Raw genomic sequence first — 15,188 nt, forward strand, 5'->3', positions numbered from 1 at the left:
GGGCGGCGGGGCATGTCGTTACTCTCCGGCATCTTGTAGGACGAATCCCGCGACAAGCGAGAATCACTCGCACTAGGACAGCAGCAAACGCCATCGGTTCGACCGCTGACGTCGCCGGTCAGTGAAAGCGCCAGGGCCGCGCTGTTGTGTGATACACCGAGCGCGCGGTGGCTTATCTGTCGGTGCGCACCAGCCACAGTGAACGATAGGGGGCCAGGGTGTCGACGGGCCGCCAGGCGCCTCCTTCCAGCAGGTCCTGCCAGCCGGACTGGTCGAGGCCGTCCAGTACCAGTGGCTGAGGCCGATCGGTGACGTTGTGAATGGCCAACAGTCGACGGCCATCGTCCAGGGGGCCGCGCTGGATCGCCAGCAGCTCCGGTGGTGTGGGGATGACCGTCTGGGCCGCATCGGGGTGGAAGCAGGGTTCCCTGCGACGGATCTCGAGGCGTCGGGTGAGGGCGAAGAACACCTCGCGGGTCGGCGTGTGACGGCTGTCCAGCAGAGGTTCCAGCTCCTGGCGGTCCCAGCGCTTGCGATTGATCGAACGCAGGCGCCCGCTGCGTTCGACCCCGTCGTGGTCGTTCTGGGTGGCGGTCAGGCAGTGCAGGTAGACGCCGGGGATACCCTTCAGCACCAGCATCAGGTGCTGGCTCAACAGGAAGCGCTCGACCTGCCACGGGTCGGGGCCGCGCCGGGTGCCGCTCATGGCGTCGAACCAGGTGATATTGAGCTCGTAGGGGCTGTCGCTGCCGTCGGCCTGCCGGCGCATGCTGACGAAGCCACCGAAGCGCTGCATCAAGGCGACCAGGGCGTCGATCTCGTGGCCTTCCAGCCAGCCTTCCAGCGGGCGCACGCCAATACCATCGTGGCTGGCGGTGAAGTTCAGATAGCTGCAGCCGGCGGGGAGCTCGGGCAGGCTGTCGAGCCAGCGCGCCAGGGTGCCGGCCTCGCCACTGGTCAAGGTGTGCAGCAACAGAGGTGGCAGCGGGAACTGGTAGACCAGGTGGGCCTCGTCGGGCGGCGTGTCCTGTCGCTCCAGGCCGAAGTAGCTGATGTTCTCGGCGTGGGGCACATTGGTCTCGGTGATGATCAGGGTGCCGGGGGCGACGTGGTCGACCACCGCCCGCAACAGCCGCACCACCGCGTGGGTCTCGGGAAGGTGGATACAGCGGGTGCCGGGGCGTTTCCACAGGAAGGCGACGGCGTCCAGCCGGACGATGCGGGCGCCCTGCTGCAGGTAGAACAGCAGGATGCCGACGAATTCGATCAACACGTCGGGGTTGGCGAAGTTGAGGTCGATCTGGTCCTCGGAGAAGGTCGCCCACAGGTGGCGAACGCCACGGCGGGTGCTGACGGGGACCAGTAGCGGTGAGCTGCGCGGACGCACCACCTCGCTGAGATCGGTATCGGGGTCCATCTCGATGAAGTAGTCGCGCCCGGGCAGGTTGCCGCCGAGATAGTCGGCGAACCACAGCGATTCCCGCGAGACATGGTTGAGCACCAGGTCCACCATCAGATCATGGTGACTGGCCAGGCGCCGGATATCGCGCCAGTCGCCCAGTTTCGGGTCGACCTCGCGATAGTGGATCACCGAGAAGCCGTCGTCGCTGCTCCAGGGGAAGAAGGGCAGCACATGGACACCGCTGAAGACAGTCTTCAGGCGCTTGCTCAGGAACTCATCGAGTACCGCCAGGGGGGGCTTGTCGGCATCCAGCAGCGAGTCGCCATAGACGATCAGCCACTGGTCCTGCTCGCTCCACAGCGTCTGGCGTGCACCATGACGGTGCCTCAACCCGGCCCCCTGCGCTTCGATCAGGCGCAGCAGACGGCGCAGGACCTCTTCGCTGCGTGCACCATAGAGAGGCGCGAGCAGCTCTGCGGCACGCTGGCGAAAGTCGTCGGGTTCCAGGGGGGAGAGGTGGCTTGCCATGGTGTCCTCCGCAGGCGTGGGGGCGCCTTGCCCCGTGAGCGCTCGCCATTTCATTGACGGCTAGAAAGAAAGTATCAAGCACAGGGCGTGCCAACTCAGCTGAAATCGCGGATGACCTGGGCCATTGCGCTGGGCGGGGCAGGCCTCAGCCGTTACACTATGGCGACATATTTTTCCTGCCGGACTGTCCGCTATGCATTGCCCCTTCTGTGGCGCCCAAGAGACCCGAGTGACTGACTCCCGGCTGGTCGCCGAAGGTGATCAGGTGCGCCGACGGCGGCAGTGTGCTGGCTGCGGTGAGCGCTTCACCACCTACGAGACCGCTGAACTTATCATGCCACGGATCATCAAGGCCGATGGCTCGCGGGAGGTGTTCGACGAGATCAAGCTGCGGGCCGGCATGCTGCGGGCGCTGGAAAAACGCCCGGTCAGCGCCGAGTCGATCGAGGCGGCGGTGGAACGTATCCGCCAGAACCTCCGCGCACGGGGCGAGCGCGAGGTCCAGGCGCGGGTGGTCGGTGAAGAGGTGATGAATGCCTTGAAGCGCCTCGATCAGGTGGCCTATATCCGCTTTGCCTCAGTCTATCGACGGTTTCAGGATATCGACGAATTTCGTGCCGAGATCGACCGCCTGGCCCAGGAGCCGAGTTTCTCGCCCGACACCGGGGAGAGCACATGAATCCGACGGACATCACGGCAGGCCAGGATGAAGCCTGGATGGCCAGGGCATTGAAGCTGGCCGAACGCGGTCGCTACACCACCATGCCCAATCCGAGGGTCGGTTGCGTACTGGTCAAGCACGGCAAGCATCTGGCCGACGGCTACCATCAGCGCGCCGGGGAGCCCCACGCCGAGGTCCATGCACTCGAGGCTGCCGGTGAGCACGCCCGAGGCGCCACCGCTTACGTGACGCTGGAACCCTGCTCTCACCAGGGGCGCACAGGGCCTTGCTGCGATGCCTTGATCAAGGCCGGTGTCGCCAGGGTGGTGGTAGCCATGCAGGATCCCAATCCTCAGGTGGCGGGACGCGGTATCGCACGCCTGCGTGACGCCGGGGTCGAGGTAAGGCGCGGTTGCCTCGAGGCGGACGCCCAGGTATTGAACGCCGGCTTCGTGTCGCGCATGACCCGGGGGCGTCCACGGGTCAGCCTCAAGCTCGCCATGAGCCTCGACGGCCGTACCGCCATGGCCTCCGGCGAGTCCCAGTGGATCACCGGTGCCGAGGCTCGGCGTGACGTCCAGCGGCTGCGGGCTCAGAGCTGCGCCATCCTCACCGGGGTGGATTCGATCATCTTCGACAACTCGCGGCTGACGGTGCGTGCCGATCAGCTCGGGCTCGATGACGCCGAAGTCATCGCCCGACGCCAGCCGCTTAGGGTCGTGGTGGACTCGCGCCTGCGCATGCCGCTGGCCGCGGCCTGCCTGAGCGAGCCAGGGGAGACGCTGGTGGTCTGCGTCGAGGGCAGCGAATCCCCTCGCAGAGACGCGCTGATGCGCTCCGGCGCGCGGGTGCTGGAGATGCCTGCAGGCGACGACGGCCGCGTCGATCTTGGCGCGCTGCTCAAGTGGCTCGGTGACGAGGGCGGCTGCAACGAGCTGTTGGTGGAGACCGGCGCGACCCTGGCAGGTGCCTTGATGGATGCCTGTCTGGTGGACGAGTTGCGTCTTTACACGGCGCCGACCCTGCTCGGCTCCAACGCGCGCGGGCTGATGGCGTTGTCGGGTATCGAACGCATGGCCGAGCAACGGCCTCTGGAAATTCTCGATATCCGCGCCCTCGGCAAGGACTGGCGTATTCTGGCGCGCCCGGCGCTGGCCGCCTGCGCCGAGCACTGACCCGACGAAAGTCGCCGGGGGATCGCAGTAGCGGGGCTTCATATAAGCGGCGCCCGACGCCCTGTCTGGTCTTTGTCTATCCCAGGCGCCCGACGCCGCGCCGCTATCTCAGGCGCCCGACGCCGCGCCACTATCTCAGGCGCCCGACGCCGCGCCACTATGACTGGCGCCCGACGCCGCGCCACGGTACCCTGACGCGGTTTCTGGCCGCCGTCGCGAGTGGCCATTTTAGATCCAGGGAGCATACATGTCGCAGTCTTCCAGCGGGGGCCTGGCCCCTATTGCCGAACTCGTCGAGGATATCCGCCAGGGCCGCATGGTGATCCTGATGGACGACGAGGATCGGGAAAACGAAGGTGACATCATCATGGCCGCCGAGAAGGTCGAGGCCTGGCACATCAACTTCATGGCGGTTCACGCCCGTGGTCTGATCTGCATGCCGATGACCCGGGAGCGCTGCGAACAGCTCAAGCTGCCGCTGATGGTGCAGGACAACGGCTCCGGTTTCGGTACCAAGTTCACCCTGTCCATCGAGGCCGCCGAAGGGGTCAGCACCGGCATCTCCGCTGCTGACCGCGCGCGCACGGTGCAGGCCGCCTGCGCGCGCAATGCCAAGGCAGAAGACATCGTCCAGCCCGGCCACATCTTTCCGCTGATGGCCGAGCCCGGCGGCGTGCTCCGGCGCGCCGGCCACACCGAGGCGGCCTGCGATCTGGCCGCCCTGGCCGGTTGTGATCCCAGCGGTGTGATCTGTGAGGTCATGAACGACGATGGCAGCATGGCCCGACGTCCTGAGCTCGAGCGCTTCGCCGAGACCCACGGGATCAAGATGGGCACCATCGCCGACCTGATCCACTACCGGATCCACAACGAGCAGACGGTAGAAGAGGTCGAGCGACTGCCAGTGACCACCGCCTACGGTGAGCTGACCGCCCACGTCTTTCTCGACCGCACCCACAAGGTGCACCACCTGGCGCTGGTGAAGGGCTCGCCGAGTCCGGACAGCGTGACCACGGTGCGGGTGCATCTGGCCAACGAGATGCGTGACCTGATGTGCCTGGTCAAGGGCGAGGACGCCTCCTGGCGCGCCCACCAGGCGCTGGAAGAGGTGGCGCGGGCCGATCAGGGTGTCTTCGTGCTGCTCGATGACATGCGTCCGCATCAGGACCTCAACGATATGCTGCAGGTGTTCCTGGAGCGCCGCCGCACCGCTCGCGGCAGCGAGTCCGACGGCGCCGGCAACTACCTGACCATCGGCACCGGCTCCCAGATCCTGCGCGAGCTCGGTGTCGGCAGGATGCGTCTGCTGAGCTCACCGTGGAAGTTCTCCGCGCTGTCGGGTTTCGATCTCGAGGTGGTGGACATCGTCTCGCCAGCTGATATCAGCGGTTGATTCACGCCGGGCGAGGCAGTAATGCTGGCGTCCGGTGTTTCGGTTTTTACCAGGGGACAGGCCCTTTGACAGGGTCACCCCGATTACCGGCCCCAGGCCGGTACATTCAGGAAGATTCAAGATGCAACCTATTTCCCAAGTCGAAGGCAGCTTCGTCGACGTCCAGGGCCGCTACGTGATCGTCGTGGGCCGCTTCAATCACCATGTGGTAGATAGCCTGGTCGAGGGCGCGGTGGACAGCCTGGTGCGCCACGGGGTGGACATGGAGATGATCGACATCGTCCACGTCCCGGGTGCCTGGGAACTGCCGCTGGCGGTCAAGCGTGTGCTCGCGGTGGCGCGTCCCGACGCCGTGGTCGCGCTCGGCGCGGTCATTCGCGGCGGTACCCCGCACTTCGAGCACGTGGCCGGCGAGTGCAATTCCGCGCTGTCGCGGCTGCAGCTGGAGTTCGACACCCCGGTGGCCAACGGTGTGCTGACGGTCAACTCCATCGAGCAGGCCATCGAGCGGGCCGGCACCAAGGCCGGCAACAAGGGCGTCGAAGCCGCCATGGCCGCCATGGAGATGGTGTCGCTGCTGCGTCATTTTGGTGACGATGCCGAGGAGACCCCCGCATGAGCCGCGAACAGCGTGCGCCCAGCAAGGCCCAGCAGTCTCGCCGTGCGGCTCGCGAGCTGGCGGTGCAGGGACTTTATCAGTGGCAGATGACCGACAAGTCCATCACCGCGGTCGAGGCCGAATTTCGCAGCCAGGTGCCCGATGACGACCTGGAGGTGCACGAGAACTGGCTCAAGGTCATGGAAATCGCCGATCTGGCGCTGTTCCATGAGCTACTGCACAACGTCGCACGCTACCGCAAGGAGCTCGACGCCTCCATCTCGCCGCTGCTGGACCGCCGCCTCGAGGACATCGACCCGATCGAGCTGGCGATCCTTCGCCTTGGGGCCTACGAGCTGTCCAAGCGTCTGGAGGTCCCTTATCGGGCGGTGATCAACGAAGGGGTCGAGCTGGCCAAGTCCTTTGGCGCCACCGATGGCCACAAGTACATCAACAGCATTCTCGACAAGCTGGCCATCAAGCTCAGAAGCGCCGAGGTCAGTGCCCGTCGCCGCTGAAGGTCGCGCCTGATGTACGGAGAATTCGAACTCATCGAGCGCTGGCTGGCGCCCACGACGGGCGAGCCCGGCAAGGCCTCCGGCGTCTCGCTCGGGGTGGGTGACGACGCCTGCCTGATGCGCCCTGCGCCAGGGCACGAACTGGTGGTCAGCGTCGACACGTCGGTGGAAGGGCAGCATTTTCCCGAAGACGCACCGCCGCAGGCGCTGGGGCATCGCGCCCTGGCGGTGAGCCTGAGTGATCTGGCCGCCATGGGCGCGCAGCCGCGCTGGTGTCTGATGGCGCTGACGTTGCCCGAGGTGGAAGAGCAGTGGGTGGCAAAGTTCGCCCAGGGCTTCCATGCTGTGTGCGACGAGGCGGACATGACCCTGGTCGGGGGCGACGTCACCCGGGGCCAACGCGCCGTCAGCGTCACCGTGATGGGTGAGGTACCCACGGGCGAGGCGCTGCGTCGCGACGGTGCCCGCGCCGGCGACGTGCTGGCGGTCACCGGTGCGCTGGGTGGCGGCGCCGGGGGACTGGCGGCCTGGTACGAGGGTCAGCGAGATCTTGAGTCACCGCTGCTTGCCCGCTACCTGTTGCCCCAGGCGCGCTGGCAGGCAGGTCTGGCGCTGCGGGGACTGGCCAGCGCGGCCATCGACGTCTCCGACGGCTTGCTTGCCGACCTTGGTCACCTGCTGAAAGCCAGCGGTGTCGGGGCGCGTCTTGACGCCGAAGCGCTGCCTCTGGCCGAAGGGCTCGTAGAGGCCCTCGGCACCGAGGCGGCCCGAGAGGCCGCCCTGACCGGCGGCGACGACTACGAGCTGGTCGTGGCGCTGCCGTCGGCGGCGTTCGATCGGGCCCGCCTGGCACTGGCGGAACTGGGGCTCGCCTTCGTTGCCATCGGCCAGGTCACCGCGTCGCCGGGGATACAAGGGGTGAATGCCTCTTCGCTGCCGGGGTGGCAACATTTCCACGGAGGGACATCGTGAACAAAGCACCGGCTAGCGTGTGGCGTCGACCGACCCATTTTCTTGCCTTCGGGCTGGGCAGCGGGGCGGCGCCCTTTGCCCCGGGGACCTTCGGGACCCTGGCGGCCATTCCCTTCTACTGGCTGTTGTCCGAGCTGACCCTGGGCTGGTACCTGGTGATGATCGCCATCACCTTCGTCTGGGGTGTCTGGCTGTGCGACAAGACGTCCCGGGACCTCGGCGTGCACGACCACTCCGGTATCGTCTGGGACGAGTTTGTCGGCTACTGGCTGACCATGGCGGCGGTGCCCTTTTCGTGGGAAGCGGCGCTGTGGGGCTTCGTTGTCTTTCGCGTATTCGACGTGATCAAGCCCTGGCCCATCCGCTGGGCCGATCGTCGCGTCGCCGGCGGCTTCGGCATCATGGTCGATGATGTCATGGCCGGCGTTTACTCCTGGTGCACCATGCACCTGTGGTTCTGGCTACACTGAACAGCGTATCGTCACGCCGACGGGGGCAGGGAGGCTCCTCTCGGCAGAGAGGGCAAGGAATGCGCAAGGAACGATGGATCGTACCGGTGGTGGTGGTGCTGGCGCTGGCCTGGGCGGTGGCCCAATATATCGCCAGTCTGCTGTTCGAGCGCGAACTGGAGAGGGCGCTTGCCGATCTCGAGGCGCGCGGTGACCTGCGAATCTCGCGCGACGACGTGGAGCAGGGCTGGCTGCGTTCCTCCGGCGTGTTGCATGTGGCTCCCCTGATCGGTCACGCCTGGCATCTTGCGATTCCCTATGAGGCACGCCACGGCGTACTCGATACCAGCGTCTTTGGCCGGCTCGACGTACACGTCGGCGACGCCGACCGGCGCCTGTTCGGTGATGCCATGCCGGCAAGCCCGCCCCGCTGGGAAGCTCACTACCGCACCCTGGGGGGCACCCTGCAGGGGGAGTTGCGGCTGGCACCATTTCTCATCAGTCAGTCTCCGTCCGGTGAAGCGCCTCGCTCGCTGCAATTCTCCGGTGGACGTATCGCCTTTGACGGAGTCTATGGCGACTGGCGCACCCAGGTGCTGCTGGAGGCGATCGAGTTGCGCGATGGAGACGCGGTGCTGGAAATCGGCCCGCTCCATCACGAAAGCCGTTACGCCTATACCCCCGGGGCCCTGCACTTCACCCAGCAGGACAAGCTGACCCTGGACGCCGTCAGTCTGCGTCACCCTCAGGTCAACCTGGATGGCACCGAACTGGTGCTCGAGGCCCGCACCCTGCTGGATGACAGCGAGCTGAGGCTGCAGAGCACCTTGACCATCGGTGAGGTGCGCTCCGGCGACGACATGCTGGTGGACGGCGAGGTCAGTCTGGAGCTGTCTCGCATCAACGCCGAGGCGCTGCGTTCGGTGGTGGCCCTGGCGCGTCACAAGACCGCGCTAGGCACCGTCTCGCTCGAGGACGCCGAGGCCTACTCGGCGATGGATCGCGCCCTGGCCCAGTTGCTCAAGGACTCTCCGCGTCTGGATCTGAAGGACGTGGATCTCGACAGCCCCATGCTGGGACTGAGTCTAAAGGGCGAGGGCGTGCTGGTGCTGGACCCCCGAGATCTTGCGTCGCTGAGCCTGCTGTCGCTGGATCGCCCCGAGATGCGCGAGCGCTTTCGCCAGCGCCTGGACGGAGACTTCGAATGGCGTGATCCGCCGGCCGTGGTCGCGCTGTGGCTGGGGTTGCCGCTGGATACCTCGATGCTGGGCATCGACGTGGTCAAGGGGCGACTGCGGGTCAACGGACGTCCGTTACCACCGCTGCTGGGTGGTTGAGCGGACTCCGTTCACACCGTCAGAAGAGCCACCAGATTCCTGTCCTCTGAATTCCCTCCCGGCCGGGCCCGGCAGCGTCCCCGATGGCGTCACTCTGCTGCTATCCTCCTGTCACGCCTTGAACTTGGTCGTGGTCGCCCGCATTGCTGATACCCAGACGGGCAAGACGCCCCCTACTTCAGGATGAGGACACCATGAGCGATGATCGCGATCCCCGGTCCGACGATCTGGACTGGATTCCCATGAGTGGCGACGCCGAAGACGGAACCGCGGACGGCCTGGCCGATGGCGAGCAGGTCCAGGGCCATGCGGTGATTCCTGCCAGCGCCTCGCTGCCGGAACGGCTTTACCTGTTGCCGATTCACAATCGTCCCTTCTTTCCCGCCCAGGTGCAGCCGCTGGTGATCAACCGCGAACGCTGGTCCGAGACCATCGAGCGGGTCGCCAATACGCCCCATGACACCGTCGGTCTCGCCTTCGTCGGAGAGGCCGGTGTCGAGGAGCTGTCCCACGAGGACTTTCCGACCATCGGCACCGCGGTCAAGGCCCACAAGCTGCAGGGCGAGGACAACCAGATCCAGTTCATCGCCCAGGGCGTGCGACGCTTCAAGATCGAGCGCTGGCTGTCGCGCACCCCGCCGTTTCTGGTCGAGGTGTCCTACCCTCGTGAGCCGGTGGACGCGGAGGAAGACGAGACCCGCGCCTACGCCATGGCGCTGATCAACGGCATCAAGGAACTGTTGCCGATCAATCCGCTGTACGGCGAGGAACTCAAGCACTACCTCAATCGCTTCAGTCCCCACGAGCCGGGCCCGTTGACCGACTTCGCCGCCGCCATCACCTCCGCCCAGGGGCAGGAGCTGCAGGACGTGCTCGCCACGCTGCCGGTGGTGCCGCGGATGCAGAAGGTGCTGCCGCTGCTGCGCAAGGAGATCGAGGTGGCGCAGCTGCAGAGCGAGATCAGCGAGCAGGTCAACGCCCAGATGCAGGAGCGTCAGCGCGAATTCTTCCTGCGCGAGCAGCTCAAGGTGATCCAGCGTGAGCTGGGCATCTCCAAGGACGACCGTGAAAACGACGTCGACACCTTCCGCGCGCGCCTCGAGGGCCGCGAGGTGCCCGAGCGGGTGCAGGAACGCATCGACGATGAGCTGGCCAAGCTGTCGGTGCTCGAGACCGGTTCGCCCGAATATGGCACCACCCGCAACTATCTGGACTGGCTGACGGCCATGCCCTGGGGCCAGCGCAGCCAGGACCAGCTGGACCTGGGCCACGCCAGACAGGTACTCGACCGCGACCATGACGGACTCACCGACGTCAAGGAGCGGATCGTCGAGTTCCTCGCCGAGGGCACCTTCAAGGGTGACGTGGGGGGCTCCATCGTGCTGCTGGTGGGACCACCAGGTGTCGGCAAGACCTCCATCGGTCGCTCCATCGCCGAGGCGCTCGGCCGTGAGTTCTATCGCTTCTCGGTGGGTGGCATGCGCGACGAGGCCGAGATCAAGGGCCACCGGCGCACCTACGTCGGCGCCATGCCCGGCAAGCTGGTCCAGGCGCTCAAGGAGGTCGAGGTCGAGAACCCGGTGATCATGCTCGACGAGATCGACAAGATGGGCCAGTCCTTCCAGGGTGATCCGGCCTCGGCCTTGCTCGAGGTGCTGGACCCGGAGCAGAACGTCGACTTCCTCGACCACTACCTGGACGTGCGTCTGGATCTGTCCAAGGTGCTGTTCGTGTGCACCGCCAATACCCTGGATTCCATCCCGCCGGCGTTGCTCGACCGTATGGAGCAGATTCGCCTGTCGGGCTATATCGCCGAAGAGAAGCAGGCCATCGCCAGGAACCACCTCTGGCCCAAGCTGCTCAAGCGCGACAATATCCCCAAAAAGCGTATCAATCTGACCGCCGCAGCCCTGCGCCAGGTGGTCGAGGGCTACGCCAGGGAGGCCGGTGTCAGGCAACTGGAGAAACAGCTGCACCGGATCGTGCGCAAGGCCGCCGTCAAGCTTCTGGAGAACGACCAGGCGACGGTCAAGGTCTCGCTCAAGAACCTCGAGGAGTTCCTCGGCGCCCCGCTGTTCCGCAAGGAAAAGGTGATGAAAGGGCAGGGCGTGGTCACCGGCCTGGCCTGGACCTCCATGGGCGGTGCCACCCTGTCCATCGAGGCCGGCAAGGTGCACGGGCTGGATCGCGGCTTCAAGCTCACCGGCCAATTGGGCGACGTGATGAAGGAGTCGGCTAACATCGCCTACAGCTATGTTCAGGGGCACCTGACCGAGTACGGCGCCGATGCCGGCTTCTTCGATGCCTCCTTTGTTCACCTGCACGTGCCGGAAGGCGCCACCCCCAAGGATGGCCCCTCGGCGGGGGTGACCATGACCACGGCGCTGCTGTCACTGGCGCGTCATCAGTCCATCGAGCGCAACCTGGCGATGACAGGCGAGCTGACGCTGACCGGACAGGTGCTGCCGGTAGGGGGCATTCGCGAGAAGGTCATCGCCGCGCGCCGCAGCGATATCTTCGAGGTGATCCTGCCCGAGGCCAATCGGCGCGACTATGATGAACTGCCGGAGTACCTCAAGGACGGCATGACCGTGCATTTCGCCAATCGGTACAAGGACGTCGCCAAGGTGGTGTTCGGCTAGCGGCAATATGACGGCGCATTTCGCCGACAGTGAGCCGGCAAGCCGTTCCGGATCGGGCCCGAGGCCGCATGACGCGGTTCTCGGGCCCGTGGCGTGATGGCCTGTGCAAGGCTAGTCAGTGCCGTCTGTGCGTGACAGAATCGACAGTCTGGACACGCGACACCGCCCGGTTGCCTTCTGCATCACGGGTGGACGAAAAATGACGAGGATTCCATGCCTGAGTATCGCTCCCGTACCACCACCGCCGGTCGCAACATGGCCGGCGCTCGCGCCCTGTGGCGCGCCACCGGCATGAAGGATGGCGACTTCCAGAAGCCGATCATCGCGGTGGCGAACTCCTTCACCCAGTTCGTGCCGGGCCACGTTCACCTGAAGGACATGGGCCAGCTGGTCGCCCGTGAGATCGAAAAGGCCGGCGGTGTGGCCAAGGAATTCAACACCATCGCCGTGGACGACGGTATCGCCATGGGTCACGACGGTATGCTCTATTCGCTGCCGAGTCGCGATCTGATCGCCGACAGCGTCGAGTACATGGTCAACGCCCACTGCGCCGACGCCCTGGTGTGCATCTCCAATTGCGACAAGATCACGCCTGGAATGTTGATGGCCGCCATGCGCCTCAACGTGCCGGTGATCTTCGTCTCCGGCGGCCCCATGGAAGCCGGCAAGACCAAGCTGCTGGATCACGGCCTGGACCTGGTGGACGCCATGGTCATGGCCGCCGACGATTCGGTGGACGAGGAAACCCTGAACGAGGTCGAGCGCAGCGCCTGCCCCACCTGTGGCAGCTGCTCCGGCATGTTCACCGCCAACTCCATGAACTGCCTGACCGAGGCGCTGGGTCTGGCGCTGCCGGGTAACGGCACGGTGCTGGCCACCCACGCCGATCGCCGCCGCCTGTTCGAGACGGCGGGCGAGCGCATCGTCGAGCTGGCCAGGCGCTACTACGAAGGCGACGAGGCGCACCTGCTGCCCCGTGCCATCGGTTCCAAGGCGGCGTTCAAGAACGCCATGACCCTGGACATCGCCATGGGCGGCTCCACCAACACTATCCTGCACCTGCTGGCCGCCGCCCAGGAGGCAGGCGTCGACTTCAACATGATGGACATCGACCGGCTGAGCCGCGAAGTCCCACAGCTGTGCAAGGTGGCGCCCAATACCCAGAAGTATCACATCGAGGACGTGCACCGGGCCGGCGGCATCATGGCGATCCTCGGCGAGCTGGATCGCGCCGGGGTGCTGGATACCTCGGTGCCCACGGTCTACGGCGACAGCCTCAAGCTGGCCCTCGACGAGTGGGACATCATGCGCAATCCGTCGGCGGAGGTGGTCAACTTCTTCAAGGCCGGCCCCGGTGGTATCCCGACCCAGACGGCGTTTTCCCAGAGCGCCCGCTGGCCGAGCCTGGACGGTGACCGCGCCACCGGTTGTATCCGCGACTACGAACACGCCTTCTCCAAGGAGGGCGGGCTCGCCGTGTTGAAGGGCAACATCGCCGAGAACGGCTGTGTGGTGAAGACCGCCGGCGTCGACGACAGCATCCTGGTGTTCGAAGGGCCGGCCCACGTGGTCGAGTCTCAGGATCAGGCGGTGGAACATATCCTTGGCGACAAGGTGAAGGAAGGCGACGTGGTGGTGATCCGCTACGAAGGCCCCAAGGGCGGCCCGGGCATGCAGGAGATGCTCTACCCGACGTCCTATCTCAAGTCCAAGGGACTGGGCAAGGGCTGCGCCCTGCTCACCGACGGACGCTTTTCCGGCGGCACCTCAGGGCTGTCGATCGGCCACGTCTCGCCGGAGGCCGCCGCCGGCGGCGCCATCGCTCTGGTGGAAAACGGCGACCGTATCCGCATCGACATCCCCGCTCGGAGCATCAATGTCCTGCTGGACGACGCCGAGCTTGCCGAGCGCCGCCAGCGCCAGCAGGAGCGCGGCAAGGATGCCTGGAAGCCGAGCATTCAGCGTCTGCGCAAGGTGACTCCTGCGCTGAAGGCCTATGCCTTGTTGGCCACCTCGGCAGACATGGGCGCGGTGCGCGATCTGGAAAAGCTTGACGACTAATATCTGCGCTTTTTAGCACAGAGTAGCTCGATGAAGGCCGGCATACGCCGGCCTTCATCGTTGATGGCGTCCAGCGCTCAGGCGACTCGCTTGAAGAAATGAGCGACCGATCAGCGAAATGAAACAGCTTGCGTGTACGCCGGAACTCGATAATTTCCGGGGATTTGGTCATTCTGACGTGACAGGGGATCGACAGATCAAAGAAGCCCTCGACAAGATGGGCGAGATGCAGGCACGGGGACCGCTATGAAAACACAGACTCTCAATGTGGGCCTGGTGGGTTACGGCATGGCTGCCAAGACCTTCCATGCCCCCTTGATCCAGGCCGCGCCAGGGCTCGAGCTGACCTCGGTGGTCAGCTCCGACGCCGACAAGGTCTTGCGTGACCTTCCGGACGTGACGGTGCACGCCAAGCTCAACGAGCTGCTCGAGGTGCGCCACGTTGACCTGATCGTGATTGCTACACCCAACGAGCAGCACTATGCCATGGCCAAGGCGGCTCTTGCGGCAGGCAAGCACGTGGTGGTGGACAAGCCGATCACTGTGTCGGCCTCGGAGGCGCGTCAGCTCCGCGCCCAGGCGGACCGCTCGGAATTGCTGCTCAGCGTCTTTCACAATCGTCGCTGGGACTGCGACTTCCTGACAGTGCGCAAGCTTCTGGAGCAGGGCCGGCTGGGGCGAGTGACGTCCTTTACCTCGCGTTTCGATCGCTATCGACCGGCGGTGAACAACCGCTGGCGAGAGCAGCACAAGCCCGGTGGCGGCATCTGGTACGACCTCGGCCCGCATCTGCTCGATCAGGCCATAGAGCTGTTCGGCATGCCTCGGGCGATTCTGCTGGAACTGGCCTCCGCCAGAGACGGCGCCGAGGTGGATGACGACTTTCTGGCGCTGCTCGAGTACGACCGCCTCAGGGTGACCCTGCAGGCCAGTTCGCTGGTAGCCGAGCCCAGCCCGCGCTTCGTGGTGCACGGCACCGAGGGTAGCTATTCGATCTACGGGCTCGACCCCCAGGAAGGCTGGCTCAAGCAGGGACTGATGCCGAGTGAAGACTGGGGCGTCGACGATGCGCCGGGACAACTGACCCTCAACCGGGGCAGCGCCGAGGAGCCGGACCTGGTCACCGAAGAGTGGCTGTCGGAACCGGGCAATTATCCCGCCTTTTACACTGCCGTCGCTCAGACCCTGCTGCATGGCGACCCGCCGCCGGTGTCCGGCGAGCAGGCGGTGGACGTGATGACCTTGCTGGAAGCGGGGCTCGACAGCTACCGCCAGGGGCGCTGGGTGCGCCTGAAGGAAGGCAACAGCAACCTCCGCCGGCTGCACGCCCGTCGCTGAGGCGAATCAGCCAGGCACGACAAGAGGGCCTTGGCCAAGGAAGCTTGGCCAAGGCAAATTCGACCAAGGCACGTTGACCAGGGGGCCGTCAGGGCCCCCTGGTCGTATTGGTAG

12 protein-coding genes are annotated in these 15,188 nt (G+C 65.6%); 11 read left to right on the forward strand and 1 reads right to left on the reverse strand.

Annotated elements, in window-relative coordinates; all coding sequences use genetic code 11:
• Positions 1–172: 172 nt before the first annotated feature.
• A complete protein-coding gene (locus tag RBB39_RS15940; protein ID WP_045993088.1) occupies positions 173–1,930 on the reverse strand; it encodes a sugar phosphorylase in 1,758 nt (585 codons plus the stop codon).
• Positions 1,931–2,123: 193 nt separating this feature from the next.
• Between RBB39_RS15940 and nrdR the strand changes: the two genes are divergently transcribed.
• The 11 genes from nrdR (at position 2,124) to RBB39_RS15995 (ending at position 15,074) form a co-directional block, all read left to right on the forward strand.
• Positions 2,124–2,609 carry a transcriptional regulator NrdR gene (gene nrdR, locus RBB39_RS15945; RefSeq protein ID WP_045993087.1) on the forward strand — a complete coding sequence of 162 codons (486 nt, stop codon included), beginning with the start codon at positions 2,124–2,126 and terminating at the stop codon, positions 2,607–2,609.
• Positions 2,606–3,766, forward strand: a complete 1,161-nt coding sequence (ribD, locus tag RBB39_RS15950) for a bifunctional diaminohydroxyphosphoribosylaminopyrimidine deaminase/5-amino-6-(5-phosphoribosylamino)uracil reductase RibD (protein ID WP_045993086.1) — start codon at positions 2,606–2,608, stop codon at positions 3,764–3,766. Before nrdR ends, ribD begins: the two co-directional genes overlap by 4 nt.
• A 247-nt stretch (positions 3,767–4,013) precedes the next feature.
• A complete protein-coding gene (gene ribBA, locus RBB39_RS15955) occupies positions 4,014–5,159 on the forward strand; it encodes a bifunctional 3,4-dihydroxy-2-butanone-4-phosphate synthase/GTP cyclohydrolase II (RefSeq protein WP_045993085.1) in 1,146 nt (381 codons plus the stop codon).
• A 121-nt stretch (positions 5,160–5,280) separates the two neighbouring features.
• Positions 5,281–5,778, forward strand: coding sequence for a 6,7-dimethyl-8-ribityllumazine synthase (ribE, locus tag RBB39_RS15960; protein WP_045993084.1), 498 nt, complete (start codon positions 5,281–5,283; stop codon positions 5,776–5,778).
• The gene (gene nusB, locus RBB39_RS15965) at positions 5,775–6,275 is read left to right on the forward strand and encodes a transcription antitermination factor NusB (RefSeq protein WP_045993083.1); all 501 of its coding nucleotides are present in this window, start codon (positions 5,775–5,777) and stop codon (positions 6,273–6,275) included. Before ribE ends, nusB begins: the two co-directional genes overlap by 4 nt.
• 12 nt (positions 6,276–6,287) lie before the next feature.
• Positions 6,288–7,247 carry a thiamine-phosphate kinase gene (gene thiL, locus RBB39_RS15970; protein ID WP_045993082.1) on the forward strand — a complete coding sequence of 320 codons (960 nt, stop codon included), beginning with the start codon at positions 6,288–6,290 and terminating at the stop codon, positions 7,245–7,247.
• Positions 7,244–7,717 carry a phosphatidylglycerophosphatase A gene (locus RBB39_RS15975; RefSeq protein ID WP_045993081.1) on the forward strand — a complete coding sequence of 158 codons (474 nt, stop codon included), beginning with the start codon at positions 7,244–7,246 and terminating at the stop codon, positions 7,715–7,717. Before thiL ends, RBB39_RS15975 begins: the two co-directional genes overlap by 4 nt.
• Before the next feature lie 59 nt (positions 7,718–7,776).
• The gene (locus tag RBB39_RS15980) at positions 7,777–9,033 is read left to right on the forward strand and encodes a DUF945 family protein (protein WP_045993080.1); all 1,257 of its coding nucleotides are present in this window, start codon (positions 7,777–7,779) and stop codon (positions 9,031–9,033) included.
• 194 nt (positions 9,034–9,227) lie between these two features.
• Positions 9,228–11,675, forward strand: a complete 2,448-nt coding sequence (gene lon / locus RBB39_RS15985; RefSeq protein WP_045993079.1) for an endopeptidase La — start codon at positions 9,228–9,230, stop codon at positions 11,673–11,675.
• 213 nt (positions 11,676–11,888) lie between these two features.
• Positions 11,889–13,736: a dihydroxy-acid dehydratase gene (gene ilvD, locus RBB39_RS15990; RefSeq protein ID WP_045993078.1), complete on the forward strand. Its 1,848-nt coding sequence runs from the start codon at positions 11,889–11,891 to the stop codon at positions 13,734–13,736.
• Positions 13,737–13,982: 246 nt separating this feature from the next.
• Positions 13,983–15,074, forward strand: a complete 1,092-nt coding sequence (locus tag RBB39_RS15995; protein WP_045993077.1) for an oxidoreductase — start codon at positions 13,983–13,985, stop codon at positions 15,072–15,074.
• Positions 15,075–15,188 lie beyond the last annotated feature (114 nt).

This window comes from Halomonas sp. MMSF_3323, from assembly GCF_030733595.1.
GTDB classification, from domain to species: domain Bacteria; phylum Pseudomonadota; class Gammaproteobacteria; order Pseudomonadales; family Halomonadaceae; genus Halomonas; species Halomonas litopenaei.

Coding starts and splice junctions, on each gene's coding strand:
- RBB39_RS15995 (WP_045993077.1), top strand. CDS start 13,983: ATGAAAACACAGACTCTCAATGTGGGCCTGGTGGGTTACGGCATGGCT.
- nrdR (WP_045993087.1), top strand. CDS start 2,124: ATGCATTGCCCCTTCTGTGGCGCCCAAGAGACCCGAGTGACTGACTCC.
- RBB39_RS15940 (WP_045993088.1), bottom strand. CDS start 1,930: ATGGCAAGCCACCTCTCCCCCCTGGAACCCGACGACTTTCGCCAGCGT.
- RBB39_RS15980 (WP_045993080.1), top strand. CDS start 7,777: ATGCGCAAGGAACGATGGATCGTACCGGTGGTGGTGGTGCTGGCGCTG.
- thiL (WP_045993082.1), top strand. CDS start 6,288: ATGTACGGAGAATTCGAACTCATCGAGCGCTGGCTGGCGCCCACGACG.
- lon (WP_045993079.1), top strand. CDS start 9,228: ATGAGCGATGATCGCGATCCCCGGTCCGACGATCTGGACTGGATTCCC.
- ilvD (WP_045993078.1), top strand. CDS start 11,889: ATGCCTGAGTATCGCTCCCGTACCACCACCGCCGGTCGCAACATGGCC.
- ribD (WP_045993086.1), top strand. CDS start 2,606: ATGAATCCGACGGACATCACGGCAGGCCAGGATGAAGCCTGGATGGCC.
- ribBA (WP_045993085.1), top strand. CDS start 4,014: ATGTCGCAGTCTTCCAGCGGGGGCCTGGCCCCTATTGCCGAACTCGTC.
- nusB (WP_045993083.1), top strand. CDS start 5,775: ATGAGCCGCGAACAGCGTGCGCCCAGCAAGGCCCAGCAGTCTCGCCGT.
- ribE (WP_045993084.1), top strand. CDS start 5,281: ATGCAACCTATTTCCCAAGTCGAAGGCAGCTTCGTCGACGTCCAGGGC.